The organism is Micromonospora sp. NPDC005254 (assembly GCF_042872525.1).
Classification (GTDB): Bacteria; Actinomycetota; Actinomycetes; order Mycobacteriales; family Micromonosporaceae; genus Micromonospora.
The window spans coordinates 361,254-387,755 of sequence record NZ_JBIAKM010000006.1; the positions used below are offsets into that span (position 1 = coordinate 361,254).

At 67.8% G+C, this 26,502-nt stretch carries 17 protein-coding genes; 10 read left to right on the forward strand and 7 right to left on the reverse strand.

The window, feature by feature from the left end; all coding sequences use genetic code 11:
* From ACFYPR_RS20665 to ACFYPR_RS20695, 7 genes are all read left to right on the forward strand, one after another.
* A complete protein-coding gene (locus tag ACFYPR_RS20665) occupies positions 1-1,968 on the forward strand; it encodes an N-6 DNA methylase (RefSeq protein WP_387261668.1) in 1,968 nt (655 codons plus the stop codon).
* A 48-nt stretch (positions 1,969-2,016) separates the two neighbouring features.
* Positions 2,017-3,603, forward strand: coding sequence for a protein kinase (locus ACFYPR_RS20670; protein WP_387261883.1), 1,587 nt, complete (start codon positions 2,017-2,019; stop codon positions 3,601-3,603).
* Between the two features lie 86 nt (positions 3,604-3,689).
* The gene (locus ACFYPR_RS20675) at positions 3,690-7,415 is read left to right on the forward strand and encodes an AAA family ATPase (protein ID WP_387261671.1); all 3,726 of its coding nucleotides are present in this window, start codon (positions 3,690-3,692) and stop codon (positions 7,413-7,415) included.
* 94 nt (positions 7,416-7,509) lie between these two features.
* Positions 7,510-10,053 (forward strand): DUF262 domain-containing protein, encoded by a 2,544-nt coding sequence (locus tag ACFYPR_RS20680; RefSeq protein WP_387261672.1) that lies wholly within the window; start codon positions 7,510-7,512, stop codon positions 10,051-10,053.
* 123 nt (positions 10,054-10,176) lie between these two features.
* Entirely contained in the window at positions 10,177-12,333 is a 2,157-nt protein-coding gene (locus ACFYPR_RS20685; RefSeq protein WP_387261675.1) for a UvrD-helicase domain-containing protein, read from the forward strand.
* A 504-nt stretch (positions 12,334-12,837) separates the two neighbouring features.
* Entirely contained in the window at positions 12,838-14,967 is a 2,130-nt protein-coding gene (locus ACFYPR_RS20690; protein WP_387261678.1) for a hypothetical protein, read from the forward strand.
* A 92-nt stretch (positions 14,968-15,059) separates the two neighbouring features.
* Positions 15,060-16,628, forward strand: coding sequence for an Hsp70 family protein (locus ACFYPR_RS20695; protein ID WP_387261680.1), 1,569 nt, complete (start codon positions 15,060-15,062; stop codon positions 16,626-16,628).
* Here the strand turns inward: ACFYPR_RS20695 and ACFYPR_RS20700 are convergent.
* The 3 genes from ACFYPR_RS20700 to ACFYPR_RS20710 form a co-directional block, all read right to left on the reverse strand.
* Positions 16,582-19,962, reverse strand: a complete 3,381-nt coding sequence (locus tag ACFYPR_RS20700) for a DEAD/DEAH box helicase (RefSeq protein WP_387261682.1) — start codon at positions 19,960-19,962, stop codon at positions 16,582-16,584. The genes ACFYPR_RS20695 and ACFYPR_RS20700 overlap by 47 nt on opposite strands.
* A gap of 415 nt (positions 19,963-20,377) precedes the next feature.
* Positions 20,378-20,578 carry a DUF397 domain-containing protein gene (locus tag ACFYPR_RS20705; RefSeq protein ID WP_387261684.1) on the reverse strand — a complete coding sequence of 67 codons (201 nt, stop codon included), beginning with the start codon at positions 20,576-20,578 and terminating at the stop codon, positions 20,378-20,380.
* Positions 20,571-21,458 carry a helix-turn-helix domain-containing protein gene (locus ACFYPR_RS20710; RefSeq protein ID WP_387261686.1) on the reverse strand — a complete coding sequence of 296 codons (888 nt, stop codon included), beginning with the start codon at positions 21,456-21,458 and terminating at the stop codon, positions 20,571-20,573. The genes ACFYPR_RS20705 and ACFYPR_RS20710 overlap by 8 nt, the downstream gene beginning before the upstream one ends.
* 232 nt (positions 21,459-21,690) lie before the next feature.
* Here ACFYPR_RS20710 and ACFYPR_RS20715 point away from each other — a divergent pair, with 232 nt between their 5' ends.
* On the forward strand, positions 21,691-21,993 hold the full coding sequence (locus tag ACFYPR_RS20715; protein WP_387261689.1) for a DivIVA domain-containing protein: 303 nt from the start codon (positions 21,691-21,693) through the stop codon (positions 21,991-21,993).
* A complete protein-coding gene (locus ACFYPR_RS20720) occupies positions 21,990-22,241 on the forward strand; it encodes a hypothetical protein (RefSeq protein ID WP_357414644.1) in 252 nt (83 codons plus the stop codon). The genes ACFYPR_RS20715 and ACFYPR_RS20720 overlap by 4 nt, the downstream gene beginning before the upstream one ends.
* Positions 22,242-22,268: 27 nt before the next feature.
* On the opposite strand, the gene ACFYPR_RS20725 is transcribed toward ACFYPR_RS20720, so the two are convergent.
* Genes ACFYPR_RS20725 through ACFYPR_RS20735 form a run of 3 tightly spaced genes read right to left on the reverse strand, consistent with a single transcriptional unit; the run spans position 22,269 to position 25,534 of the window.
* Positions 22,269-24,653, reverse strand: coding sequence for an ATP-binding protein (locus tag ACFYPR_RS20725; protein WP_387261692.1), 2,385 nt, complete (start codon positions 24,651-24,653; stop codon positions 22,269-22,271).
* A 4-nt stretch (positions 24,654-24,657) separates the two neighbouring features.
* Positions 24,658-25,269 (reverse strand): DUF6879 family protein, encoded by a 612-nt coding sequence (locus tag ACFYPR_RS20730; RefSeq protein WP_387261695.1) that lies wholly within the window; start codon positions 25,267-25,269, stop codon positions 24,658-24,660.
* Positions 25,262-25,534, reverse strand: a complete 273-nt coding sequence (locus tag ACFYPR_RS20735) for a hypothetical protein (protein WP_387261697.1) — start codon at positions 25,532-25,534, stop codon at positions 25,262-25,264. Before ACFYPR_RS20735 ends, ACFYPR_RS20730 begins: the two co-directional genes overlap by 8 nt.
* A 115-nt stretch (positions 25,535-25,649) precedes the next feature.
* Between ACFYPR_RS20735 and ACFYPR_RS20740 the strand changes: the two genes are divergently transcribed.
* A complete protein-coding gene (locus tag ACFYPR_RS20740; protein WP_387261699.1) occupies positions 25,650-26,048 on the forward strand; it encodes a hypothetical protein in 399 nt (132 codons plus the stop codon).
* Between the two features lie 132 nt (positions 26,049-26,180).
* On the opposite strand, the gene ACFYPR_RS20745 is transcribed toward ACFYPR_RS20740, so the two are convergent.
* Positions 26,181-26,429 carry a hypothetical protein gene (locus ACFYPR_RS20745; protein ID WP_387261701.1) on the reverse strand — a complete coding sequence of 83 codons (249 nt, stop codon included), beginning with the start codon at positions 26,427-26,429 and terminating at the stop codon, positions 26,181-26,183.
* Between the last annotated feature and the right edge of the window lie 73 nt (positions 26,430-26,502).

Below are 26,502 nucleotides of genomic sequence, written 5' to 3' on the forward strand. Positions count from 1 at the left end.
ATGCTGGGTTCGGACGGTTCCACCGTCGCCACAGGTGACATCGCGCGCCTGGCTGGCGTCGGGCGGGCGGCGGTCAGCAACTGGCGGCGGCGCTTCCCCGACTTTCCGCAGCCCGTCGGCGGCAGCTCCGCGAGCCCTCTGTTCGCGCTGGTGGACGTCGAGGCCTGGCTGTGCACACACGACAAGCCGTTCCGACTCACCCCCGTCGACCGGGTCTGGCAGTCGCTGCGGGGCTCCGCTGTCGATCTGGAGTTGGGCGATCGAATCGGCTACCTCGGTGGCTTCCTGGTCTTCCTCGAGCGGGATCCGGCCGGTTGGAAGGCACTCGCCGACCAGTCGGACGCCGTGGTGGTGGATCGGCTGGTCGAGGCCATGCGCACGGCCGTCCCGGAGTTCGGGCACCTCATCACCGACCTGCCGGACCGGGATGCGGCGATCATCGTGCGCCTGGCCGCCGAAGCGGCCGACCATGAGGGATCCCGGGCCGTCTTCGACTTCCTCTGCCAGCGCTATCTCGAGGTCCACTCCCGTCGCCACACTGTCACGCCCGCCGCGTTCGCCGTCCTCATGGTCGCTCTTGCCGCGTCGGAGGCGGAGACGATTCTCGACCCGGCCTGCGGGATCGGCACCCTGCTGCTCGCCGCTGCTGGGAGCCGGGCTCAGGAGTTCCGCGGCCAGGAGGTAAACCGGACGGCAGCCCGCATCGCCGCCGCCCGGCTCCTGCTGCACGCCGGGGATGCCCGAGTCGCCGTGTCCGACTCGCTGCGATCCGATGCGTACGCCGGGGACCTGTTCGACGCGGTGGTGTGCAACCCGCCCTTCGCGGACCGGTCCTGGGGCCAGGACGAACTGGCCGGCGACGCACGCTGGGAGTACGGCCTGCCGCCCCGGGGGGAACCGGAACTCGCCTGGGCGCAGCACTGCCTCCGGCACGTCAAGCCGGGAAGGCGGGTCGCGATCCTCATGCCGGGCGCTGCCGCCAGCAGGCGCTCGGGCCGACGCATCCGGGGGAACCTGCTCCGTGCCGGGGCGCTTCGCGCGGTGATCTGTCTGCCGGCGAGCGGATCGGCCGGGACGGTGGCGCCGGATGTGTGGCTGATGCAGCGCCCCGACGGAACGCCGCGTCCCGACGAGGTGCTGATGGTTGACGCCTGCTCCGAACCGGCAGGTGCCGTAGCGGCATGGGCTGCTTTCTGTGTCGGGTCCGAGCTGCCGGCCGGTAGCCGGGCGGTGCCGATCATCGATCTGTTGGACGACGATGTCGACCTTTCTCCGGCACGGCACCTCGCTGCCGCCGGCACGCCATCGTCCGCCTTTCCCACCGGTCTGTCGGCGTTGAGCGCTGCCGTCGGTGCCCTCGTGCCGACACTGCCGGATCTGACTGACATCCCGTCGCCCGACGTCCCGGTGATGACCACAGTCGGCGAGCTGGTCAAAACGGGCGCGGTCACGATCCGGCAGGCTCCGATGAAGATGGGTACGGCCGAGGACGGACCCGCGCCGGTGCTCACCGCCCGGGACGTACGGCTCGGGCGTCCGGCATCCGGGACAGCCGTGCCCCTACCCGGTGCGGTCACTCTCAAGGCGGGCGACGTGGTGACACCCCTCGCACCACGAACGTCCGCTGTCCATGTCGTCACCGAAGGCGGCCCGCTGCTCGGCCCTCGGCTCTACCTGCTCCGGGTCGACCCGGAGCAGTTGGATCCGTACTTCCTGGCCGGCTTCCTGAGGGCCGCTCAGCCTGCTCCGGGTTCCGGCGGTTCGTCCCTCGCGGGCCGCCTCGACATCCGTCGTGCCCGCCTGCCCCGGCCGCCCCTGTCGGAGCAGCGCCGGATCGGAGCGGCGTTTCGTCGGTTGATGGCGTTCGAGGCGCAGTTGCGGGAGGCGACGGCTCTGGGGGAGGAGCTCGTCGAGCGGGGATTCGCCGGTCTCAACGACGGAACCCTGCGCCCGACGGTGGCGGACTAGCCTGCGCATGCTGGTGGATCGAGAACGGGAAGGGCTGTCGCGGTGGGGATGCTGATCAATGGCCGGTACGAGCTGGACGACCTGCCCATCGGCCGTGGCGGCATGGGCGAGGTGTGGCTGGGACACGACACCAAACTGGACCGGCACGTAGCGGTGAAGTTCATCCGCTTCCCGAACGGTGAGCAGGACAAGGACTACATCCGCCGGTTCGTCCGCGAGTCGCGGATCACCGCCCGGCTCGAGCACCCCGGTGTCCCGGCCGTGTACGACGTCGGGTCGCACGAGGGTCGCCCCTACCTGGTCATGCAGCGCATCCAGGGGATCAGCGTCGCCGACCTGGTCGCCGAGCAGGGTGCGCTGCCCATCGGTTGGGCGGCCGGGATCGCCGCCCAGGTCTGTGCCGTCCTCACCGCCGCACACCAGGCCTCGCTCGTGCACCGCGACCTCAAGCCGAGCAATCTCATGCTCCAGCCCGACGGTGCGGTCAAGGTGCTCGATTTCGGACTCGCGGCGGCGCCTACCCTCTCGGACTTCTCGAAGATCACCGCCACCGGGCTGCCACCCGGCACGCCGGCCTACATGGCGCCCGAGCAGATCGAGACCAACATCAGCGGCCCCGCCACCGACCTCTACGCGCTGGGTTGCACCCTGCACGAGATGTTGACCGGGGAGCGGCTCTTCACCGGGTCCACCTCCTACGACGTGTGGAGCAAGCAGGTCAGTCACAAGCCGCTGCCGGTGCGCGGCGTGCGGGACGACGTACCCGCCGGCCTGGAGGAACTGCTGCTGCATCTGCTGCAGAAGAAGCCCGAGGACCGGCCGGAGAGCGCCCAGGCCGTCTACGACCGTCTGCTTCCCTTCGCCACCAACCTCGGCCCGATCCCGGGGATCCTCGACGGAGTGTCGGAGTTGAGCCCCACCCGGATGTACGGCTCGATGCTGGGGCGGGTGTTCGCCACGGCCCCCGCGACTCCGCACGCCGGGCGGATCCTGCCCTCGACGCCCTCGACTGAGCCGACCAAAACGCCGGCACCGCCCCTGCGGCGGCCAGACGAGACGTCGGGGGTCGGGCGTTCAGGCCTGCGGCGTGCCCGAGCGGAAGCCAGTCGGCTGGTCGGGTCGTCCCGCTACGGCCAGGCCGCGGAAGTCCTCGCTGCCGCAGTCACGCCCGCGATGACCGCCCTCGGCGGCGCCGACGAGGACGTGGTGCGGGCCCGGCTCGAACTGGCCGACGCGCTGTTTGAAGAAGGCGACTACCGGCGGGCTGCCCCGGCGTACGAGAGCCTCGCCCAGGATGTCGCCCGCGAGCAGAGCCCGCGTGTTGAACTTGCGCTGCAATGCCGACTGAGGGGCGCCACCTGCCGCGCGCTCCTCGGCGAGACCAGCGAGGCGTTGCGGCAGCTCGATGCACTCGTGCGGGACGAGACCGAGGCGTTCGGCGCGGACGACTCACGCACGTTGGAGCTGCGCCGCCAGATCGGCCTGCTTCAGCTCGGCGCTGGTCAGCGGCACGCCGCCGAGCAGACCCTGACCCGCCTCCTAGCGGACCTTACCCGGCTGCACAGCGCCACCCATCCCAGCGCTCGGGAGATTACCGACCTGCTCTCCGGGCTGCGCCGGCCCGACTCCCGATGAACACACCGCCGATCGGCGGACCGCACCGCAGCACCGAACCGTTCACGTGACCGCCGCCGGGGGCGGCGTCGACTGAGGAGAGCGTCATGGGTGAGACCGCGGCACAGATCGAGCACATCTCCATTCGCGTGCCCTGGCACGACAGTGGCTGGAGGGGAACGGTCTGCGCCGACCCGCACGGCAACGGCACCTGCGTGCTGCTCAAGAACATCGGCCAGAACCGCCGTGACGACCACGAGCAGCGGAACGCCGGGCGGGACATCGCCGAACTGCCGCTCGCCGACGCTCCGCCCTGCGTGGCGGAACGGGCCACCTTCATGTCGCCCCGGGTGATCCCGTTCCAGCGCACGCACCCCTTCACGCAGAAGTCGCCGGCCTTCGCGACGTTCCAGCCCACTGCGCAGACGATGCCGCCGTACTCCGCCCAGGCGGTGCCCTTTCGCTGGATGTCCCGCGAGGGAGCCAAGGCGGTGAACGAGGAGCGCCGGCTCGGTCTGCTGCCCGAGCTGGAGGAGCGGGTGGACACCATCACCGGCTGGGGAAACACCACATGGACGATGCACGGCGACAACCAGCGGGCGATCCTGGACGCTTTCTTCAGCTCTGTGCAGCCGGAGCGCAGCATCGTCTTCTTCTACGCCAAGCACAGTCCGCTCACCGACGACTCCCGCCGGCTGCTCGTTGGTGCAGCGATGGTCACCGCTGTCACGCCGACCGGGGCCTACCGCAGCAGCGGTGGGGAGCCCTTCCCGGCACAGATGTGGGAGACCACCATCGGGCACTCACTGCGCCCCGACCAGCAGCGCGGGTTCCTGATGCCGTATCAGGCGCTGCTTGAGGCCCGCGACCGGAAGGGCATCGACATCAGCGATGCCCTGGCTTTCGCGCCCGAGGGCGGCTGGGAGGCGTTCTCCTACGTCACCGAGCACGTCAGTCACGACCTCGCCATCGACGGACTGCTCGCGTTGATGGCGGCGGGACGCGCCGCCAGACGGATCCTCGGGGACGATGCGGGTGCGCTCGGCTTCGACTGGCTGGAAGAGCAGCTCAACCGGTTGTGGAAGCTGCGCGGCCCGCGTCCCGGCCTCGCCAGCGTCCTGGCCGCCCTCGGCGTCCCGCAGTACGTGACGTTCGCCCACATGGTGGCCGCGGCGACCGGCTCCGGTACCGATCCATGGCAGACGCTCGAGGCGGCGATGGTGGACCCGGACCGACTCGGTCTGACTGCGAAGACACACCTGACGCCCACCCTGCGCGCCATCTGGAAGGCCCTCAGGCCTGAGCGGAGGCAACTGCTGCAACTGCTGAGCCGCTTCTCGCTGACCAGGGACCAGGCCGAGAGGTTCTTCGTTGTCGAGCGACGTGACCCCGCGCTTCACGACGACGACATCATCGCCAACCCGTACCGGCTGTATGAGGCCGACCGGGACCAGCCCGAAGGCGTACCTCTCGCCGTCATTGACCGGGGGTGTTTCCCGGACGCTGCCCTTGCTTCCGTGTTCCCGCTGCCCAAGCCCAGTGCCATGGACGACGGCCTCGACGCGCGCCGGGTACGCGCTTTCATCATCGACGAGCTGCAACGGGCGAAGGCGGCCGGGCATACGCTCCGGCCTCAGCTCGACGTGGTCAACAGCATCCGAGAACGGACGCTCAGTGCGCCGTGCCCGGTCACGGCGGACGTCCTCGACGCCCATCACCTGTCCGCGGCGAGCCTGCCTGCGGATGCGCCGTTGACCGGGGTGACCCTGCCCAACGGTGCGCCGGCCCTGCAGCTCGCCGAACTGACCCGGGTCGGGGACGTCATCCGCGAGCAGACCGAGCGCCGTCTCAAGGCGGCTCCCATCGCTGGCGCACCCGACTTCGCGGTACGCCTCGACGAGCTGCTGGGCGCCATGGACGACACCCTCCCACAGGACGAACTGGACGCCGAGGAGCGTGCCCGGGCCGAGAAGGTGGCAGCCCTCAACACGCTCTACTCATCGCGGATCAGCGTCCTCATCGGCTCGGCGGGGACGGGAAAGACCACCCTGCTCCAGGTGCTGCGGCACACCGAGTCGGTGGCCGCCGGGGGAGTGCTCCTGGTCGCCCCCACCGGCAAGGCCCGGGTGCAGCTGGCACAGCGGGTCGACGCCCCGGCGGTCACTCTGGCGCAGTTCCTCATCTCGACCAAGCGGTACGACCCATGGACCGAGCGCTACCTGGTGACCGGCGACGTGCAGACCCGGTCCAAGAACTACAAGACCGTCGTGGTCGACGAGGCTTCCATGCTCACCGAGGAGCAACTCGCAGCACTGCTCGACGCGGTCACCGGGGTGCAGCGGTTGGTTCTGGTCGGTGACCCGCGGCAACTCCCGCCGATCGGGGCCGGTCGCCCCTTCGTCGACATCGTGCGTCGACTCGCACCCGACGACATCGCGACCCGCACGCCACGATGCGGGCCCGGCTACGCCGAACTCACCATCCCCCGCCGGCAGGTCGGCCGGGAACGGGATGACCTGGTCCTGGCCAGCTGGTTCGCCGACGGGGAGCTGTCCCCGGCGGCCGACCTGATTTGGGAACGGCTGCGAGCGGGCGAGCAGCTGCCGACCCTGCGCGCCGTCCGGTACGGCCGTGGCGAACTGTTCCCGACCCTGCTCGCCGTCCTGCGGGAGGAGGTCGAGGAGATGAGGACGGCGTCCGACGAGGAACTGGCGACGGCGTTCGGCCGCAGCTACGGCGGCATGGTGTCCGCCAAGGGAAATCTCTACTTTCCGCCCGGCGCGGGAGGCCGCGCCGACGCGTGGCAGATCCTGTCACCGGTCCGTAGCCGGGGCTGGGGCACCGTCGAGATCAACCGCGCGTTGAAGGACGCCTTCGGCACTGGCGCCCTCGAGCAGGCGGTCGGGCCAAAGCGGTGGAACGCCAAGCCGATCGGCCCGGAACGCATCGTCGTCGGCGACAAGGTGATCAATATCCGCAACCACCAGTTCAAGCAGTCCCGGATCTACCCCAGGGACGCGGAGCGCTTCGTCGCCAACGGTGAGCTGGGTGTGGTGGTCGGTCAGACCCGCTCCAAGTGGGTCACCTGGCCGCCGAACAAGACCGAGATCGAGTTCAGCGGCCGCGAGAAGGTCAAGTACGACTTCTACGACTGGTCCGACGATGCCCGCGCGCCGATGCTCGAACTCGCCTGGGCGATCACCATTCACAAGTCGCAGGGCAGCGAATTCGGAATCACCGTTGTTGTGCTGCCTGCGGAGGCCGCCGGGCTGAGTCGGGAACTGATCTACACCGCCCTGACCCGACAGAAGGGCAAGGTGATTCTGCTGCACGAGGCCGACCTCGACGAGGTCGCCAAGCGCGGCTCCGCAGTCTACTCCGACACCGCAGGTCGGCTGACGAACCTCTTCGTGCCGTCGGAACCCATTCAGGTCGGTGACGCCGTGGTCGACCGCGGACTGGTGCACCGCACCGAGCGGGGTGAACTGGTCCGCAGCAAGAGCGAGCTGCTGATCGCGAATCTGCTGCACCAGCTCGGTCTGTTCTACGACTATGAAACCCCGTTCACCGGCGCCGATGGCAGGACCGTTCGACCCGACTTCACCATCGACACGGACCTGGGGGAGAAGGTGATCTGGGAACACCTCGGGATGCTCTCCGACCCAAGGTACGCCGCGAAGTGGGCGCTCAAGAAGGACTGGTACGCCCGCAACGGAATCCGGCCGGCGGAGGATGGCGGCGGGGACCAGGGCATGTTGGTCGTGACAGACGATCGGGGTGGGGTGGACTTCCCGGCCTGGCGGAACCTCGCCCAGAAGGTCTTCGGTCTCTAGCTCCGTGGGCTGCGGCTTACGCCGGTTGCTTTGTCGAACGTTGAATTGTTTCCTTGCCGGCTCGGGTGCCGGTCCGAAGTAGAGGGGGTCGAGGATGGTCGCGGCAGCGGAGACCACGCTCCAAGGTCTGTTGGAGGGGACGAAGCAGTATCAAGTGCCGTTGTATCAGCGCACCTACTCGTGGACGAAGGCGCAGTTGGCGCGACTGTGGGAGGACGTGCGCAAACTCGCCGAGGACCGGGTGGACAGCCCAGGCGCCACGCACTTCATCGGCTCGCTGGTGCTCGCGCCCAGCCCTGCGAACGGTCCAGCGGGCCTCGCCGAGTTTCTGGTGGTCGACGGCCAGCAGCGGCTGACAAGCCTGACCATCCTGCTCTGCGCCATTCGCGACCATCGGGCGCAGCACGAGGACCCGAAGCACCGCGACCGTCTCAACCAGCAGTACCTGACGAACCCGTGGGAACAGGGCCAGCGCCGGTGGAAGCTGGTTCCCACCCAGGCCGACCGGGACGCATACGTTGCCTGCCTGGAATCCACCCCGCAGGCCGGAGGGCTCGACCCCGTGGGTGTCGCCTATCAGTTCTTCGCCACCCAACTCGCTGCGGCCGACGACCCGGACGACCCGCTGGACATCGAACGCATCGAGAGCGCCGTCATCACAGGCCTGGCGCTGGTGTCGGTCATCGCGCAGCCGGGCGACAACGTCTACCGGATCTTCGAGTCGCTGAACAACACCGGCTTGAAGCTCACCCAGGGCGACCTGCTGCGTAACTACCTGTTCATGCGGCTGCCGAGCCGAGGGGAGACGGTCTACCAGGCCCTGTGGCTGCCGCTGCAGAATCGGCTGACGTCGGCGGAGCTGGAGCTGCTCTTCTGGCTCGATCTGGTGCACCGCGACGCGCGCGTCAAGCAGACCGACATCTACGCGGCGCAGCAGACCCGGCTTGAGCGGCTGCGCTCCGAAGAGGAGATCGAGGCGGAGGTGCAGCGGTTCAGTCGTCTCGGGGCCCTGCTCCGGGTGATCCTTCATCCTGGTGAGGAGGAGGACCCGGAGGTACGGCGGCGGCTGAAGCGGTTGAGCGCTTGGGGTACGACCACGGTCTACCCGCTGCTGCTGCACCTGCTGGACCGCCGGGAGCACGGCACTGCGACGTCCGCCGAGGTCGCTTCGGCGATGCTGTACGTGGAAAGCTTCTTCGTCCGTCGCCTGGTGATCGGCCGGGCCACCGCGAACATCAATCGGATCCTGCTGTCCGTTGTCACCGAGATGAACCGGGACCTGCCGGTGGACCAGGCGGTGCACGCCTACCTGTCGGTGGGCCGGAAGTACTACGCACCCGACGACAGTGTGCGGGCCTCCGTCCGGTCGATCCCCTACTACCTCAACGGCCGTCCGCACCAGCGCAACCTGGTGCTGCGGTGGCTGGAGGAGTCGTACGGCAGCAAGGAGCCGGTGGCGCTGGACTCGCTGACCATCGAGCACGTGCTGCCGCAAACCCCCACCAGCGAATGGCGGCAGATGCTGGCCGCTGACCTCGGGCCAGAGGAAAACCTCGGTGAGGCGCACGAAGCCCTGGTCCACACGTTGGGGAACCTGACCCTCACCGGCTACAACTCGGAGCTGAGCAACAGCTCCTTCCCGGTCAAGCGCCTCCAGCTCGGCCAGAGCGGGATCGTGCTCAACCAGGAGATCGCCGCCCGAGACCGCTGGGGCCGGCCCGAGATCCACGCTCGTGCCGATGCGCTCGCCGAGCGCATCGTCTCCCTCTGGCCGGGCCCCACAGAGCAGTCGGTCGACCAGTCGGTGGTGCCATGGGACGTGATGAACAAGGCCCTCGCCGAGTTGCCCGCAGGCTCATGGACCACATACGGCGACCTGGCCGCCCTTATCGGCACCGCTCCAGTGCCCGTCGGTGCCCGGCTTGCCAACCACCCTGTCCCGAACGCCCATCGGGTCCTGCAGGTAGAGGGTACGGTCTCCCCGGGCTTCCGCTGGCTCGATCCGAACCGCACCGACGACCCGCGCGACCTGCTGCGCGCCGAGGGCGTGCATTTCGACCAGTACGACCGCGCGGACCAGGCCCAGCGGATCGGCACCGAGGAGCTGGCGCAACTGGCCGGGGTGACGCCGGATGATCTTCCCGAGCGCCTGCCCCGGCCGCGCGCCGACCAGGACGTCGACTACGCCGCACGCTTCCTCGAGCAGTTGACCGCCCTCCAGGGACCGGCGGTCGCCACCGCTACCCAGGTAGTGCTCGAGGCCTGGACCGCGATCGGCGGCACGCTCCTCTACGGCACCCGCGGCGAAACCTCCTGCTTTCTGATGGCCCGCGATCGCAGGCACGAACTCGGCGACATCTGGCCGGCCACGATCTACCCGAGCGGGAAGTTCGAGGTCGTGTTCCAGCACCTGAGCGTCCGGCCCCCGTTCGGGGATTTCGCCCTACGGGAGGAACTGCGCCAGCGGCTGAATCAGTTGCCGGGCGTGGACATCGCCGCCGCCAAGATCGCGCTTCGGCCCGGGTTCCCGCTGACCGTCCTCACCGACTCCGACGCCCGGGACGCTCTGCTCGACCACCTGCGGTGGTTCTACGACCAGGCCCAGTTGCCCGCCTCGGACGAGCTGATCATGGTCTAAGCTCCGGCACCGACCCTTGCGGTCCGCAGCGCCCCGTACCCGGGCCTCTGCGGAAACTGGCTCGCCTGCCGTGCCGTTTAGTGCCGCCGCCGTCGACCCCCCTCACCCCTTGGAGGTCCGCTCGTGCCTCAGCTCGCCTTCGCCAACACCTTCTGGGAGAGCTTCGACGTCCTAGAGAAGCCGGTCAAGGCCGGTGTACGCAAGGCGATGGCGAAGTTCCAGCAACTCACCATCGCCGAACTGCACGCAGACAAGGGCCTGCACCTGGAGTCGGTAAACAACGCCCGCGACCCGCGGATGCGGACCATCAGAATCAACGACTTTTGGCGTGGGGTTGTGCTGGCACCTGACGACGGCAGCGACACATTCCTCCTGCTGAACGTCGTTCCGCATGACGGCGCGTACACGTGGGCAGCGAAGCGCCTCTACACCGTCAACACGGCGACTCGGGCACTGGAGGTCCGCAACGTCGTCGCTCTCGAGCAGCTCACGCCGGCGCTGGAGAAAGCGGCGGCTCAGGCGCCGGCGCTGCTGTTCGCCCGCCACTCCGACACGGTGCTGCGCCACCTCGGCATCGACGATCAGGTGCTGCGAGCCGTCCGGACGATCATCGACAAGCCCCAGCTCGAAGCGTTCGGCACGCTGCTCCCGGAGGACCAGTTCGAGGTTTTGCAGTACCTCGCCGAGGGCTTCTCCCCGGATGACGTCTACCGCGACCTCGTCGCCGAACGCCAGCCGGCTGCCGCGACGCCGGAGCCGAGCGGGAGCCTGGCCGCAGCGATCGCCAACACCACCAGCCGCATCATGCTCGTGAGCCGGCCCGACGAGTTGGCCGAGATCCTCGACAAGCCGTTCGCCGCTTGGCGGGTGTTCCTCCACCCATCGCAGCGACGGCTGGCGTACCGGGTCTCGTACAAGGGGCCGGCGCAGGTGACGGGTGGTCCGGGAACGGGCAAGACGGTGGTCGCCCTGCACCGGGTCAAGCACCTGCTGTCCCGCTCAGCCGACAGCAGGGTGCTGCTCACCACGTACACGAACGCCCTGGCCGCCAACCTCCGGGAGAGCCTGGCGCTGCTCCTCGGCGACGAGAAGCGCATGGCGCGGGTGGAGGTGACCACGGTGAACGCCCTCGCCAACCGCACGGTGCGCACTCTCGCCGGGCGCGTGCCCACCCCGATCGGGGACGCGGACGAACGGCAGGTCTGGCGCCGGGTGTGCCGAAGGCTGACACTGCCCTGGACCGAGCAGTTCCTCGTTCAGGAGTACCGGCACGTTATCCTCGCCCACGACGTGCGCAGCCGCGAGGAGTACCGCGAGGTCAGCCGGCGGGGGAGAGGGTCGGCGCTGGGCCCGCGACAGCGTGACCGGGTGTGGGAGGCGGTGGAGATGTTTTCGGCCGAGCTAGCGGCGGCCGGCACCATCACCCACCTACAGGTGTGCGCGCGAGCTGCTCAACTGCTCGGTGAAGCCGACCTCGGCGTCCACGGCTTCGACCATTTGGTGGTCGACGAGGCACAGGACCTGCACCCGGCACAGTGGCGAGTCCTGCGCGCCGCGGTGGCGCCTGGCCCCGACGACCTGTTCATCACCGGTGACCCGCACCAACGGATATATGACTCCCGGGTGTCGCTCGGCGCCCTCGGTATCTCCGTCGCGGGGCGCAGCAGCCGGCTGCGAATCAACTACCGCAGCACCGAGGAGATCCTTTCCTGGTCTACGGGCGTGTTGGTCGGGTCGCGGGTCGACGACCTCGCCGGTGAGGGCGAGGACAGCCTTACCGGCTACCGCTCACTGCTGCACGGCAAGCGGCCGCAGGCGAAGGGCTACCCGACAAGCCAGGCCGAGGTCGCCGGGCTCGTGGCTCGAGTGCGGGAGTGGATGGCGCAGGACGTGCAGCCGAGTGAAATCGCAGTCTGTGCGCGCTTCAACACGACCCTAGGCACCGTGCGCGACGAGCTGGCGGCGGCCGGGATTCCGTCGGTGTGGGTGCGGGATCATCCCGGGGCGGAGATCGACGGGGTGCGGCTCGCCACCATGCATGCGATGAAGGGCCTGGAGTTCCGAGCAGTCGCCGTCGTCGGCGCCACGGCACGGGCCGTGCCTTTCGCGAAGGAGGTCACGCCGCCCGAGGTGGACTTGTTGCAGCACGAGAGCGACATGCTCAGAGAGCGCTGCCTTCTCTTTGTCGCCAGCACGCGGGCGCGAGAGGCGCTATGGGTGTCGTGGAGCGGAGCGCCGAGCCCCTTCCTGGATTTCGCCGCCGGCATTCCGCCCAGGTGACGGCTCCCCTCTAGAGCCAGTGGTGTGTTGCACTACGCCGCACGCCCGGTGTGATCCCGGCCTATCCCGCGTTCGCGGGCCGGCGGCGTCAGCCGACAGATGGCTGAAGCTTCGCCCGTCGAGCACGTTAGTCAGCTCGTCGTCGCGGGTCACCTCGTACCCCGCTCGCGCAGTTCGGCATCAGTTCCACTCTGCGGTCGAGCGAGATCCTGAATGTCGCCGTTGAAAGCTGTTCCCGAGGAGGCTCTGAAGGGGTCTCGCAGATCCTGCGGCAGCAGCCGGAACCCCCGATTGTCGACCTCGGGGCCAGTCACCGTCCTGGACGGACCCACCTCGTTGACCTCGATCGCAAAGTCGTCGACGGGGTCGTCCGCGGGATTTGCCGGGCCCGGCCACAGCTGCTTGCTCCTGCGAGCCGACCAGGAGGGGCACCTGCTCCCGCCTATTGCGTCGGTGATTCCACCGGCGCTTCAACGGCTGTAGAGGGCGACTACAGTCTCAGCCGTGGATCAGGTGGAGATGGTCGTGGTGCAGGAGTCGGAGCTACCCGGCGGACCAGTGCGGGTCGGCGCGGTGTTGTCGAGATACCGCAGCAGCTATCAGGTCCGCTGGGAGGACGACGGCACTGAGGTGACGCTCACGATCGGCGGCCGGAACAATTTCGCTCCACGCGGCTCGCTGCGTCACCAGTTTCTTCTTGACCCAGCATCGGTGACGACCATGTTCGACAGGGATCCGGTTGGGATCGTCTTTCGACTCCTGCGGGAGCACGAGTCAGCCATGGCCCGGAGCACAAGCGTGGAAAAGCGCCAGTCAGGCATGACCCGGAGCAAGATCAGAGAGAAGCTGGCGTCGGTCGGCCTTGACCCTGACCAGGTTCGTGCCCACTGGAAGCTCATCGATGGGCGTCTCAGCAACAGCGACGATGTGGATCAGACCGGTAAGGGGGCGTCGGCGACCTTCCGGTGGAAATCACCCAAGAGGCACCGCCCGGAGGCCTCCGAGCAGTCGAAAATAGACCACGCCGTGTCCACCCCGCTCGAGTCCGAAGATGAGCACCCTACGACGGCTACACCGGCGTCTGTCGCCGAGAAGGGCCCAGTCGAGGACGATGTCCGGGAAGCTGGGAGGGTTGTTCGGCCCTCCGGTGAATTGCCAACAGAGGCGCATCAGTCCGAGCCGGCCGAACTCCACGCCGCGCCGGGGCAGACCCTAACGGCAATAGTTGGACCGCAACCCCTCGCGGTGAAGGCTGCGTCTCTGCCTGGTCGGCTGGCCGAAGCGACCGGCGCGGACGCCTCCCGGTCTTTGTCGTACTACCTGTCGAAGCCCCTCGCTGTCGGTGCCCAGCTCGGACGAATGAACAATAAGCAGCTGGAAGACCTCATCACCGACCTGGAAGAAGGTGATGCCGCAGCCGCCAGTGCTCTACTGCTCGCCCTGCCCCGGCAATCTGCCGTCGTTGATCGTGCCGCCGCGCTCAGCCGTGAAAGTGCGACACTGCTCCTGACCTCGGCGGCCGCGGAAATTCAGGCGTACGCAGAGCCGGAGCCAGACGTCATCACCGCGGCCGCCGCGCTACTGCGCCGGGTCTCTAGGACCGACAACTTGTCGACAGGGGCAATCTCTCCGCTCATTACCCTCGCCTCAATCGTTGCCGCGAAACAGGCCCAGGATGCCGTGCCGGTGATCGACGGTGTCGCGGTGATACTTGGCCGCCTTCTACCGTTGATGTCACGCGACGAGCGCAACGCCGTCGACCTCGACCATCTCGCACCGCTCGTCGCGCCGCTTCCGTTCACCCGCGCCGGGGGACGTGCTGCCCTCATCGCCGCCGTGGGCAAGGTACGGGTCAAGAGCGTTCTTCAGGACGCCTGGTGGGCGGGCGCCACCCTGGATGACCTTGCTGGCTGCGCCACCGGCGTCCTCGGCGCGGTAACGTCACTCCCGGAGGTGGCCGCCCGCTACCTTCACCCGCTGGTGCTGCGGGAGCTGGCTGTCACTGAGTCCCGACGACGCTTGACCTTCCTGCTCGGCCTACCTGGTGAGTTCGTCGCCGGACTTCCCTCTGACGCGGTTGTCGCCGCCTTTCACAGGGTCGCCGCAGGCGACCCGGTGGTGGCTGGGTGGACAGGCGCGCTGGGGCAGGAGCAGCGGGTGGAGACGCTGCGTCGCACCGCCGAGCGGGCTGCGGCGGCCTCGGCGGCAGCTGATCAGCGTGCCGAGGCGGCCGAGGGGCGAGCCACTGTTTTGGCGGACCGGTGTGCGCAACTGGAGGAGACCCTGCGGGCGGAGCACCGCCGAGCCTCTTCGCTGCGGTCCGCCCAGGACCGGCAAATTCAGATCGACGTGATCCGTTCCTTGGCCGACCTCGCCGCCGAAGTGGAGGAACTCGCGGTCGAGCAGACCTCCCCAGAGACTCTGGTCGAACGCGTTCGGGCGCTTGTCTCGGCACAGGCACTCGAGCCGATTGGCCAGGCCGGACAGAAACTGACCTTTGATCCGACCGTTCATGAACCCATCGTCGGTGTTCCCACCGCTGGGAGCGCAGTTACGGTCATCCGACCTGGATACCACTGGCACCCGTCCGGTGAGGACATTCTCATCGAGAAGGCGCTGGTGACTACGACCTAGGAGCAGTCATGGGGGGAGCCCACGGCCACGCCGTCGGGGTCGATTTCGGCACGTCTACGTCTTTGGTGGCCACCCGGGCGGGTCGCCGTCCCGTGGAGATCGCGCCGCTCGGCCGTACGACCCGATGGTTTCCCTCCCTGGCGGGCTACCGTGGTGAAACGCTGCTGGTCGGGGAGGACGCCGACGCGCTTCCGAGCGACCAGGTAATCCGGTCCATCAAGCGGGCGATCACCGACAACCAGGAGACGGTCTCGTTGCCCGGCCCGGACGGGCTGCGAGCTGTGTCAGCCGACGACGTCATGATCGCCCTTCTCGCCGAGATCGGTGAACGGTCCGCCAGGGCGGGCGAGCCATTGACCGCCGATCGCGAGTTTCGGCTGGGTTGTCCGGCCATGTGGGATGGGCTGCAGCGGAAACGCCTGCTCGACCTGGCCGCAAAGGCTGGCCTGCCGGTACACGACTCGGCTCTTGTCGACGAACCGATCGCTGCCGGCATCGCCTGGGTGACCCACCGATTCCTCGCGCACGGCGAGCGACCGGAGGGCCGCCTACTAGTTTTCGACATGGGCGGTGGCACCCTCGACATCGCGGTCCTCGACGTGGTGGGCGGCGCTCACCCCGAGATCTCGGTGCTGACGGCGCTGGGCACCGCCTACGCCGGCGACGCGCTCGACCACGCGATGGCACGGGATCTCCTTGAGGACCTGGGCGCACGCGGCGTCGACCTGGAGGCCGTGCCGCACCCGGAGTTGTTGCGAGCGCTTGTCCTCCGTGCCGCCCGCGACGCCAAGGTCAGTCTTTCCCGCCTGCCTGAACACCGCATCGTGCTGCCGTCCCGCCAGATCGGGCAGCTGCCGGTCTTGACCTATAGCCGAGAGCAGCTGGAGGAGGCATTTCGGGAGCAGATGGACAGTGCAGAGCAGCTGGTATGGGCTGCGCTGCGGGCCGCTCAGCTCACTGAACGTGACAGCCGGTCGCCGTCAGAGCTACGCGCGATGGGCCCGGCCGAGCTAAGTGGCGACATCGACTACGTGCTGCTTGCCGGGGGGATGAGTCGCATCCCGTACGTCGAGCGGCGCATCGGCGCGCTGTTCCCGAACGCCCAGGTATTCGACAACGCCGGAGTGCAGCCCGACGAGGCGATTGTCGCAGGGCTGGCCGATACCGCCAGCTACGAGCGGCTTAATCTGCACCGCCCGGGGTTTGACTTCGTCGTCGAGTGGGAAGAGGGCGGTCAGGTACGGCAAGAGACCTTATACCCTGCGTATACCCCGTTTTACGAGCCATGGCAGGTGCTCAGCGGTCAGTCCAATCTCGGATATGAACGTCGCGACCGAGACTTCCCAGGTCCGCAGCACGGCATTGGTCGGCTGCGGGTGCGCGCAACCAGCGGCGAGCCGCTCGGCCTGAAATTCGACGGTCAGGTCATGGACGGGTTGAGCCTGAACTTCGGCCGCCGGATGATCTTCAAGCTCTACTGCGACGGGCGGATCCTCATCCAGCATGGGTCGGGCAGCAGGATTCAGATGCGGGTCGACCGATGGCCGGTGATCCGTGGTCGTGACCACGCACAACTGGTGCTGCGCAGTGCCGAGGAGTCGGCACCGACGCCTCCTACTCCCTGGTACATGGAGAAGGAGTGGGCTCCGCCGATTCGATGAGGGCGATGGCCACGGCGGTCAGCGAGATCTCCAGCTCTTGACGGCTGGCCAGTTCGTGATGGATCTCGGCGCGGCGAGCACGAAGATTGCGGAGCCGCCCCTCGTAGAGCCGGACGATGGTCGGCCCGCGTCCGTCAACACGCAGTCGCGCGAGCAGCTCCTGGGCCTTCTGAATCTGAATGTCCAGCGACCCCTGTCGGGCCAGGATTCGTCCGTCGACAAGAGCGGCGTTCTCCTGCCGCCGGGTCCGCTCGGTGTCCCGATGCCGAACGGCGAGGTGCTCCTGCGCCTGGCGCCACACCTCATACAGTTCGGCAGGCGGCGTCGGCGTGCCGTCCCGGAGTCTGCCTTCGGCCAGGGCGGTGAGCACAAGGTCCCCAACTTCGTGGTCTGGACGGCGCGTGTCAAGGTCGATCGCCGTTGCCCACAATTCGAGCAGTGGCCGGAGCCCTGACGTTTCAGCAAGGTCCAACATGACCAGATACCTCTTACCCGCTGGGAGTGCCGGTACGGCCATCGATCCAAACCGTGGCAGCGCCAGCGTCTCGTCGTTCAACATCTCAAGAGCGAGCTTGACGAGCGGGTGCCGGCCAGAGAGGAGTTCGACGTCGTACTTGCTGGCTGCCTCCGGCTGGAACGTGCACTCCAGCGGAGTCTCGCTCTGCAGCAGAGCCGCGAGCTTGGACCGGCTGTGCTTGCTTCCGCCGTCGCCTACCCGGCTTGATCGCAACCGCTCGGCCAACTGGCTGGAGCCAATGATGTGGAAGATGCCGCTCTTGTTCGGCTTGCGGCGGCGGCCTCCGACCCGGTCGAAGAGCTCATCGAGCATCCGCTGAATCTCCGCTGGGCCGATGAAGCGTCCGTTTCCGGGCCCGTTCTCGGTGAGGCCCTCGACAAGTAGACCATCGAGTCCGGAAAGCTGCGCCTGAGAAGCGCGCAGCTCGTCGGTCTCGTGGGAGCGCTGTTGAATTGCGACCTCGATCCGGTCGACTTCGCGCCGACGGCCCGCCGCGTCGAGTCTGGGGTCGAGCAGCCGTTTGGTGATGTCGCCGAGCTGGTCACGCAGGATGGGTTCGAGTTCGCCGATAGAACTCTCGAACACGCCGATCCGGTCGTAGAGCCGCTGGAAGATGTCCGTCTCGATCGTTCCGGGCACGTGCATGTTGTAGATGAAGATCTTCTCGTGCTCCTGGCCGAAGCGGTCGAGCCGGCCGATGCGCTGTTCCACGCGCATGGGGTTCCAGGGCAGGTCGTAATTGACTAGGACATTGCAGAACTCGAAGTCGAGACCCTCCGAGCCGACCTCACTGAGCAGGAGAATATCGAAACGGCCGTCGCGAAACTCCCGCATAATCTTTTCTCGGTCTGCCATTGGCACACCGCCGTGCATCACCCGCACGCTGAAGTGCTCCCCGAGGCGGCCGGCCAGATAGGAGAGCGTGCGCCGGAAGAATGAGAAGATCATCACCTGCCGTAGTTCCGCCGCGCGCACCTTGAGCAGTTCGGCCAGGAGCTGCTCGTACTTGGTGTCTACCGGTACCGGACGCGCGAGCGTCGGTAGGTCGAGCAGATCAGCCAGATCCGGGCCGATCTCCTCCTCGGCGTCGTCGACCTCCTGCCGGAAGAGCTCCGGGCTGCGCTCCCGCATCAGTTGTTGTGAGGCCGGGATGCAACTCGCCGCCTGGCGTAGCGGCATCTGCATGGCGAAGCCTGGCGGGGTGTTCATCTCCAAGGCCCGGCTCATGTACCAGGCGTAGACCGAGTCATAATAGTTCTGCTCCTCGATTGTCCACTCCACGTCGATATTCCGAGGATCGCGTACGGCCTTCCGATCGGGTACGTCCGCCTTCCGGGTCCGGGTCAACACGCTGCCGAGGACGTTCAGGTCGGCGAGCAACCGACGAGCCCGGGCGACCTCATCGTGGGTGAGTGGCCTGTCGACATCGAACAGAGTGCGGAGTAATTGGTAATCGGGGCGATCGGTGACGGTCGACCCGAATTGGAGAGCGTCGAGCTCGGCGAGTTGACGTACCAGCTTCCGGGGTGTTCGCCGACCTTCCGTGAGTAGTGACCGCGCCACCCCGTTCAAAATCTGATTGGGCTCAAGCTGCGCCTCGAAGATCGCATGGTCGCCGAAATGCCCCTCGTCGAGGAGATTCATCAGATTGAAGAGATCCTTGTTGCCAAGGTTGAGTGGCGTGGCGGAGAGGAAGATCAGGTAATCGGACCAGTCCGCCAGCAGTCGCCCGAGAGCGTGTGACTTGCTGTCGCTGTTCCGGAGATAGTGCGCCTCATCGATGATAGCCAGGTCGAAGCGCGGATGAAGATCGTTGAGCTTCTCGAGAACAGCGTCGGCCGAGCGCAGCGACTCGAGGGAAACGACGCCCTGTAGGTTTGGCTCGTCACCGTCGGCGAGCCTGTCCGCGAAGTTCGCTAGGTCGCGGGGTCGAAGTATCTCGAGAGGGCGATCGAACCGGCGTCCCATCTCGGTCTTCCACTTGAGCGTCAGTACAGCGGGGGACACGACGAGGACCCGCTCGAGTCGGGACCGCTGTTCAAGCTCGCTCCAGATGAGACCAGCTTCGATCGTCTTACCGAGACCGACCTCGTCCGCGATCAGAAGGCGTCCCGAGGATGCGGTGAGAACCTTCAAGACCGGCTTGAACTGGTACGGCCGGAAGACTGTCTTGCTGGATGCGAACGAATAGAGGGTGTCGGTGAGCGGGTGGCGCAGCTTCGTCCAGGTCAGAGTCAGCGACAGACCCTTCGCGCCGACGGGAGCTTGGGATAGCCAGAAGGCGGGATCACGCGGGTCGCCCTCGACAAGGACGAGTGCCTCCTCGCTGTAGCGTTTGATGTCGCCATGCATGTCGACCTGGTACTGGTAGCTCCCGGCCGCTGGTAGGACCTCCTTCACGCGCCCCACGCTGCGGGCGCCACCCCGGGTACGCACCATGTCCCCACGGTTGAACTTCGCTCGGCCAGCGAACGGATCTGCACCCACCCACAACGTGTCGTAGACCGCCCCGGCCGTCACGAGATGGCCGTCCTCGGCGTATCTCCGCCGGTCGCTCGCTGCATCGGTTGGCGCCCTACCGGTTGCCACCACCATCGTGTGCCAGAAGCCGGTTCGATTGAAGGCATAGGCGCCGCAGTGGAGAAGTCTTGTGAGCGGACCATCGGAGGATCCGCGGACGTCACCCGCGATGCTGCTGACGATGTCGCGATGGTGGTCGGGTATCTGACCGACGACGAGGCAGGAGACCGGCTGCAGTCGAGCCAACCAGTCATATCCGTGTTGCGGCGGCTCATACCGAAGGTCGTCGTCGGGCACGGCTCGTCCCCCGTCCTACCCGAATGCGCAGAGTCCCCCGATCCTGCTGGAGGGGATTGCGAATGTAACGGTCCGGTCGTCCAGAAGGGGCTCCACCGTTGGTGCAGAGACTCCGCTTGAGGGAAGAAGATCTTCTTCCGGCTCCAAGGACAGCAAGCGGTCCGGGCCTTGCAGCGACGGCCGCGTCAAGCCCACCTCTCGGCAAAGCTGATCTCGTTCCCGTCGTCTCGACCAGGTATTCCGCCGATGCTGACCGGCGATGGGAGGCGGCCGGTGTGGCCGTGGTGCCAGAACGGGAAGATCTCCGCCTCCCTTGTGCCGTAAGCAAACGCCTCACAACACCGCTAAGCCTGCCTACGTCGGTCATTTGTTGGGCCGACCCTGGCGGCTCCGCCTCGCTCGGAGCTGTGTTTGTCTATCGGAGTGCGTTGCGATCCACGGCATCGGTGAACGCGTTCCAGGCCTGCGGACTGAATGTAAGGACGGCACCCAGGTTGTCCTTGGAGTCCCGAACGACCACGACGCGGGGAAGATTCATAGCGACCTCGACGCAGGCGCCGCCGTTGTCGCCGCTGCGGGTGCTCTTGCGCCAGACGGCGCCGGTCAGGTCAGTCATGCCGCATCTCCCCGGAGATCCTCTTGATCATGTCTTTCGATTCTGCCTCGTCGAGGGCCAGCGCATCCAGCCCTCTCCAGACGCGCTCGTAGGCGGCTAACTCGTCAGGCTTGTCGAGGTAGAGCGCCCCGGTCAGCGACTCGCTGTAGACGACCGACGGTTCCGGGGCTGCTCTGCCGCCCTTGGTGGGCGGGAAGTCGAGGATCATGACGGTACCGGCGACCGCGCCGGGGTGTGGCCCCGCAGCCAGTGGTAGCACTCGGACGGACACATTCGGTAGCTCTGACACCCTGAGTAGGTGGTCGAATTGCGCGGTCATGACGTTGGGGCCGCCGACCGTGCGTCGAAGCACTGCCTCTGACAACACCGACTCCAGCCGTGGCGCCGGAGGAAGCCGCCGGACGAGTAGCGCCTGCCGCTGAAGCCTTACTTGGACGGCGCGCTCCCTCTCCTCGTCGCTGAGGATCCTGCCGCGCCGGATCAGCACGTCGGCGTAGCCCTTGGTCTGCAGGATGCCGGGGATCAGAGACTCGTCGAAGCCTCTGAGCCGCGAAGCGGCGGATTCCAGGCCGACGTACAGCTCGAACCAGTTCGGGACCGCATCGCCGTACGCGTGCCACCAGCCCTTCGACTTCGTCTCGGCGGCCAGCCCGCGCATCGCCTCGGTCATCTCGGGCGACACCCCGTAGAGCTCACACATCGCCTTGACGTCGAGCACTCGGACCGAGCCTTGACCGCATTCGAGACGCCAGATCTTCTGCCGGCTGTATTCGAGGGCTTCGGCAGCGGCGTCGAGCGTCACCCCGGCCTCGTTGCGGAACTGCCGCAGCAGCCGACCGAGTTGCCGGCGCGGCACGGTCGATCCGATGTCTTCAGGCATCCACACACTCCCTGGTTCCGTCACGCAACACTGCGTGACCTGCTCCTGCAACTCCTACGGGTTCCGGCAAAGAAAGTCAATGCACAACGGCGAAATTGCGGTATCGAACGTTGCGTTTCCCTTGCGGAGTGTCGCAGTCTTCTCACAGCGCGGCGGCCGACCGGTCCCCCCGAACGGCCGCCGCGCTTCCCCGACCGCCCTTCGCCCCTCCGCGTCAGGAAGGCAGACAGACATGAACGCCAGAAACCAGCGACCAGGGGCGGCGAGCGGTGGTGGGACCTACCGCTCCGGCGCGTACACCAGTCTGCTGCCGTGGCAGGTGCGTGAGCGCCGCTTCGCGCCGGTCGGGTTCGGGCGTCGCGGTTTGAACCCCGACGACGTGTACGCCTTCCTCGACCGGGTCGCCGGCGACATGGCCGCCGTCTACGCCGCGCTCGCCGAGAGCCGCCGCGAGACGGCCCGGATCAAGGCCGCGCTACGTCGCTGGCAGACCGATCAAGCCCAGGCCCGCAACGAGCGGGGCCAGGCCCGATGAGCCAGCGGTACGTCATCCACCTGCCCGTCGTCGCCACCGACCTGCCCGCCGCGCAACGCCTGGCCCGGGTCATCGGTCGCTGGATGCTGGTGCTGCCGATGGCGGACCCGGGGGAGACCACCGTCTCCGAAGAGGACCAGCAGTTCCTCCGCCACCGGGTCTTCTGCGACCTGCGGCTGCCCGGCGGCCGGCGCTGCCTCCTGCGCGACGGCCACGACGGCGACTGCTCCCGCCGTTTGCGTCGGTGAGGGGTGCGAAGCCGGAGATAGGCAGAGCTAAAACGACGCGGCGATGCCTTCGCGAAGGGCCGCAGCACGTGCGTCGTCGAACCCGGCGAGCAGGGTGTGAGCCTCCCGCCAGTGCTGACCGGCCTCCTCGGCGCGACCTGCCGCCGTCAGCGCGCCACCCAGATGGGCCAGCGTCAGGGCAAGTTGCCAATCGTCCCCGAGCTGCCGGTGCACTGCCGCCGCGCGCAGGTGGAAGGCGATCGCCTCGTCCGCCTGCCCCAGTTCCCGGTACGCCTCACCGGCGCCGTCGAGGGCCATCGCCTCGCGGCTGCGGTCACCGAGCCGACGTTGAATCGTGGCTGCCCGGTGCACGGCCTCCAGTGCCTCAGCGGTTCGGCCGAGGGCGCGCAGCACCCGTGCGTACTCAACCAGCCAGTGCCCCAGCCAGACCTGGCTCACGCCCTCGGCGATGGCAATGGCCGACTTGATCGCGGCAAGAGCCTCTTCGGTACGGCCGAGTTCCCGCAGGCCCATGCTCAGGAAGAAGAGCGAGTTGCCCTCCTGGCCGCGGTCGTCAATCTCCCGCTGCACCGCGAGCGCCCGCTCCAGCAGCGCCGCCGCCTCGGTCAGCTCACCCAGCTCGTAGCGGGTCTCGGCCAGGTTGCTGAGCAGCAAGGCCTGCCACCGTTGGTTGCCGAGTCTTTCAAAGATCGCCAGGCTCTCGCCGAAGTGGCTGAGCGCCTCGGTGAGGTGACGGTGGCGCAGGCCCAGCAGCCCGAGCCCGTTGATTGACACTGCTGTGCCGTACTCGTCGCCGATCTCCCGCCGGATGACCAGTGCGGCCTGATGGTGTTCGGCGGCCTCGGTGAGCTGGCGGGCTTGGAAGTAAGCCTTGCCGAGGCTTTCCAGCGCCTCTGCCTCACCGTGCCGGTCGCCGAGCGTGCGGGCTGCCGTCAGCCCGATCCGGGCGGTGGTGAACCAGTCTTCGAAGGCGTTCTGATGCATGAAGACGCTGCGTAGCAGCGCTGCCAGTTGCCAGGCGATCCGCGGTGCGCCGGCCTCGGCGGCTGCTCGGGTGGCCGCCACCAGGTTGTCCCGTTCGGCGTCGAACCAGGCGTCCGCCTCGGCGCTGGCCGCGAAGGTGAGCGGCGTGACGTCGGTCGGCGGACCCAACGGTACGGTCCGGTAGAACGGCAGAGTACGGGCCAGCGCGGCGTCGGCGGTGTGCAGATACCAGTCCAACTCACGGCGCAGCGCGGCCTGCCGACCCTCCGTGCTCTCCAGGTGCCGCACCTGGTCGACCGCGTAGGCGCGCAGGAGGTCGTGGAGTTGGTGGCGTCCCGGAGAGCTCTGTTCCAACAGGTGCGCGCTGACCAGAGCGTCGAGCGGCTGCCGCACCTGGGCCAGCGGCACACCGGTCAGCGCGGCGGCGGCCGGGGCGCTGAGGTCCGGACCGGGGTGTAGCCCGAGCAGCCGGAACAGCCGCGCGGACGTCGGGTTCAGGGCACGGTAGGACCAGGCGAAGACCGCCCGCACCGCATCGGACTCCTCGTCCTCCTCGGCGGTGAGCGCGTCCCACAGGGCCGACTCGTCGCGCAGATCCTGAATGAGCTCGCCGAGCGGCATGAACGGCCGGCTCGCCGCTCGCTCGGCAGCGATGCGCAGCGCCAGCGGCAACCGAGCGCAGAGTCGCGCCAACTCGGTCAGCTCGGCGGGGTCGTCGCCGCTTCGGTAAGGCGAGGTGATGTCGCGTAGCAGAGTGACGGCGTCGTCTTCGGTCAAGATGCGCAGCGTCAGCCGTCGGCCGCCGTCGCGGGTGGTCAGCCCGGAGAGCATGTTCCGACTCGTGACCACGACCAGGCAACGGCCCGTGCCCGGCAGCAGCGGGCGCACCTGCCGGGCCGATGCGGCGTTGTCCAACAGCACCAGTACGCGCCGGCCGGCCAGGCGCGAGCGGTACAGCGCCGCCCGGTCATCCAGATCCGCTGGCACCGCCGAGGGCGGAACACCGAGAGCCCGTAGGAAGCGGTCGAGGATCTGATCCGGCTGCGCCGGCTCGCCCGGATCGTATCCGCGCAGGTTGGCGTAGAGCTGCCCGTCAGGGAACCTGCTCAGGACGCTGTGCGCCCAGCGCAGGGCGACCGAGGTCTTACCGACGCCGGCCGTCCCGGTGATCACCGACAGGCTGACATCGACGTTCTGATCCCCCTGGGTCAACAGCCGGTTGAGTGTCCGCAGCTCCTCCACCCGATTGACGAAACCGCGTACGTCAGCGGGGAGCTGTTGCGGTCGCTCCTGCGAAGTCACCTCGCCGTGGAAGTGCACACCGCCGTACACGTCGCGGGCCTGGACCAGCTCCGCCGGACCGGACAGCTCGGACCGGTTCACCTGAGCCGGCCGCTGGCCGGGCTCGTCCGACCCGACGCCGTCCACCTCATCACCCCGCGCGGGGAGGCCCCATCGGTGCCACTACACGGGCGAAGTACTCGTCCAGAGGTTCACCGCGGTGGTAGAGGGACTCGATGAAGGACTGGCAGCTCGCGACCAACTCGGGGTCACGCCAGCGGCGGGCGGCAGCCAAGACGCCGTCGGCGTCGTAGACGGCCTCGTACATCACCTCGGCGCCGAGGGTGTAGATCTCCGGCAGCTGACCGCTCGACTCGGCTGCCGCGACCGCCTCGGCGCGGACTGCACGGGTCAATCCGCCGTGTTCGTGCCGCAGCCGCAGCACGTGCAGCTCCCACTGAAGGTACGGCACGAGTGGCTCTTCGATGACCCGCACCCGCCGCGTGGTGAACCCGTTCTCCGCGATCCGCCGGTAGTAGCTCTGGAACTCGGGGCGGCGCGCGTCGAGGATTCGTAGCGAATCCTCCCATCGGCCGTCGGCGAACGCCTGCCATCCCTCGTCGCCGGGCTCCTTGAAGGTCTGCGCACGTTCCAGCTTCCAGAATCCCGGAGCACTGGTCCGCCAGAACCGATCGTCGAAGTCCGCCCAGTAGTCGTCCAGGCGGAGCAGCTCACCGGGGTCCCCGCGGAACAGGTCATGCATCAGGTATGTCCACCTTCGCCGCGATCATTGTCGATCGGGGAATGATGATAAGTCGCTCGCCAGGATCCACCGAGACATCGGCGGGAAGCCGTCCCTGGTAGGCCTCGGTGAGGTCCTGCCCGATCACCGCGATGTCGCCGTTGCTCAACTCCCAGACGTCGGGGCAACTGCCGTCGCCGGAGGTGTTGCCCAGCTCATGGGAGGACTTGCCCCAACGGCGGGTGAGCTCGGCGGTAGGGTCCGCTTCCCAAGGCTGTCCGCTCACGGCGACCTCCGAGATTATGTGCCCGCGCGAGCACCCACGGTAACATCGAGGCTTCGCGATTATTGGCGCCCGATGTTCGCCTCCACGAGCCGGGGCGATGGCGGGAGGCGGAATTGTGACCGACCCGATCATGGTGACCGCGGCGACGACGCTCGTCGCGTGGGCCACCACCGAGCTGGCCCAGAGCGGCCGAGCAGCGGTTTCCTCCCTGATCGGCTTTCTGCGCACCCGGTTTCAGCACGAGCCGGCGTCCCGTGCCGCCGTCGAGGACGCCCTGCAACATCCTTCGCCAGAGACGGTGGGCCGCCTCGCCGAGCTGCTCGATCGGGAGTCGCGGCGCGACGTGGCCTTCGGCGCCGAGCTGCGAGCGCGGTGGTCGCAGGTCGAGGCCACCGTCGCCGAAGGTGCTGCCGGCGTCGCCAACTCGGTCTCCGGTGACGTGCACGGATCAGTGGTGCAGGCGCGTGATGTCCATGGCGGAATCCATCTCGGCGACGGTCCCACTCGGCACTGACGCTGCGTACTGAGCTGATATCTTCCCGTGTTGTGGTGGGCGAACGGGGGTGAGTGTTGCGCTATCAGATCCATCGAGAAGGAGCTGCCCGTAGCTGCTTTTCGGCGGTTCCTCAATGAGGATTACGGCATCTCACCTGATGCGGTCTACATCGGTCGAATCCAAGACCGAGCGGTCGATGATCCGCGGCCGGTCGTCATGCTCAATCCCCCCGACGAGGACGAGGGATTCGGCTGGATCCTGACTGGGGACGCTGAACTCGCCGATGCCACCGGCCAGGGGGAGCGTGAGCTGGCGGCCCCTCTCGCCCGAACCTTCGGGGTGCGGGCGCTGGTCGACGACGGCACCATCCCACCCCGGCCGGTGGTTGCTGGTCAGCACCGACGGCAGCAGAGGTCGTGTCGTCACCGACGAGGACGCCGCAGCCGACGGGGACCTGCGGGTGATGCACGCC

Excerpts from the sequence above, each read along its gene's own strand:
- ACFYPR_RS20730 (WP_387261695.1), bottom strand. The coding sequence starts at position 25,269 with ATGCATGACCTGTTCCGCGGGGACCCCGGTGAGCTGCTCCGCCTGGAC.
- ACFYPR_RS20670 (WP_387261883.1), top strand. The coding sequence starts at position 2,017 with ATGCTGATCAATGGCCGGTACGAGCTGGACGACCTGCCCATCGGCCGT.
- ACFYPR_RS20720 (WP_357414644.1), top strand. The coding sequence starts at position 21,990 with ATGAGCCAGCGGTACGTCATCCACCTGCCCGTCGTCGCCACCGACCTG.
- ACFYPR_RS20710 (WP_387261686.1), bottom strand. The coding sequence starts at position 21,458 with ATGCCTGAAGACATCGGATCGACCGTGCCGCGCCGGCAACTCGGTCGG.
- ACFYPR_RS20680 (WP_387261672.1), top strand. The coding sequence starts at position 7,510 with ATGGTCGCGGCAGCGGAGACCACGCTCCAAGGTCTGTTGGAGGGGACG.
- ACFYPR_RS20675 (WP_387261671.1), top strand. The coding sequence starts at position 3,690 with ATGGGTGAGACCGCGGCACAGATCGAGCACATCTCCATTCGCGTGCCC.
- ACFYPR_RS20665 (WP_387261668.1), top strand. The coding sequence starts at position 1 with ATGCTGGGTTCGGACGGTTCCACCGTCGCCACAGGTGACATCGCGCGC.
- ACFYPR_RS20715 (WP_387261689.1), top strand. The coding sequence starts at position 21,691 with ATGAACGCCAGAAACCAGCGACCAGGGGCGGCGAGCGGTGGTGGGACC.
- ACFYPR_RS20705 (WP_387261684.1), bottom strand. The coding sequence starts at position 20,578 with ATGACTGACCTGACCGGCGCCGTCTGGCGCAAGAGCACCCGCAGCGGC.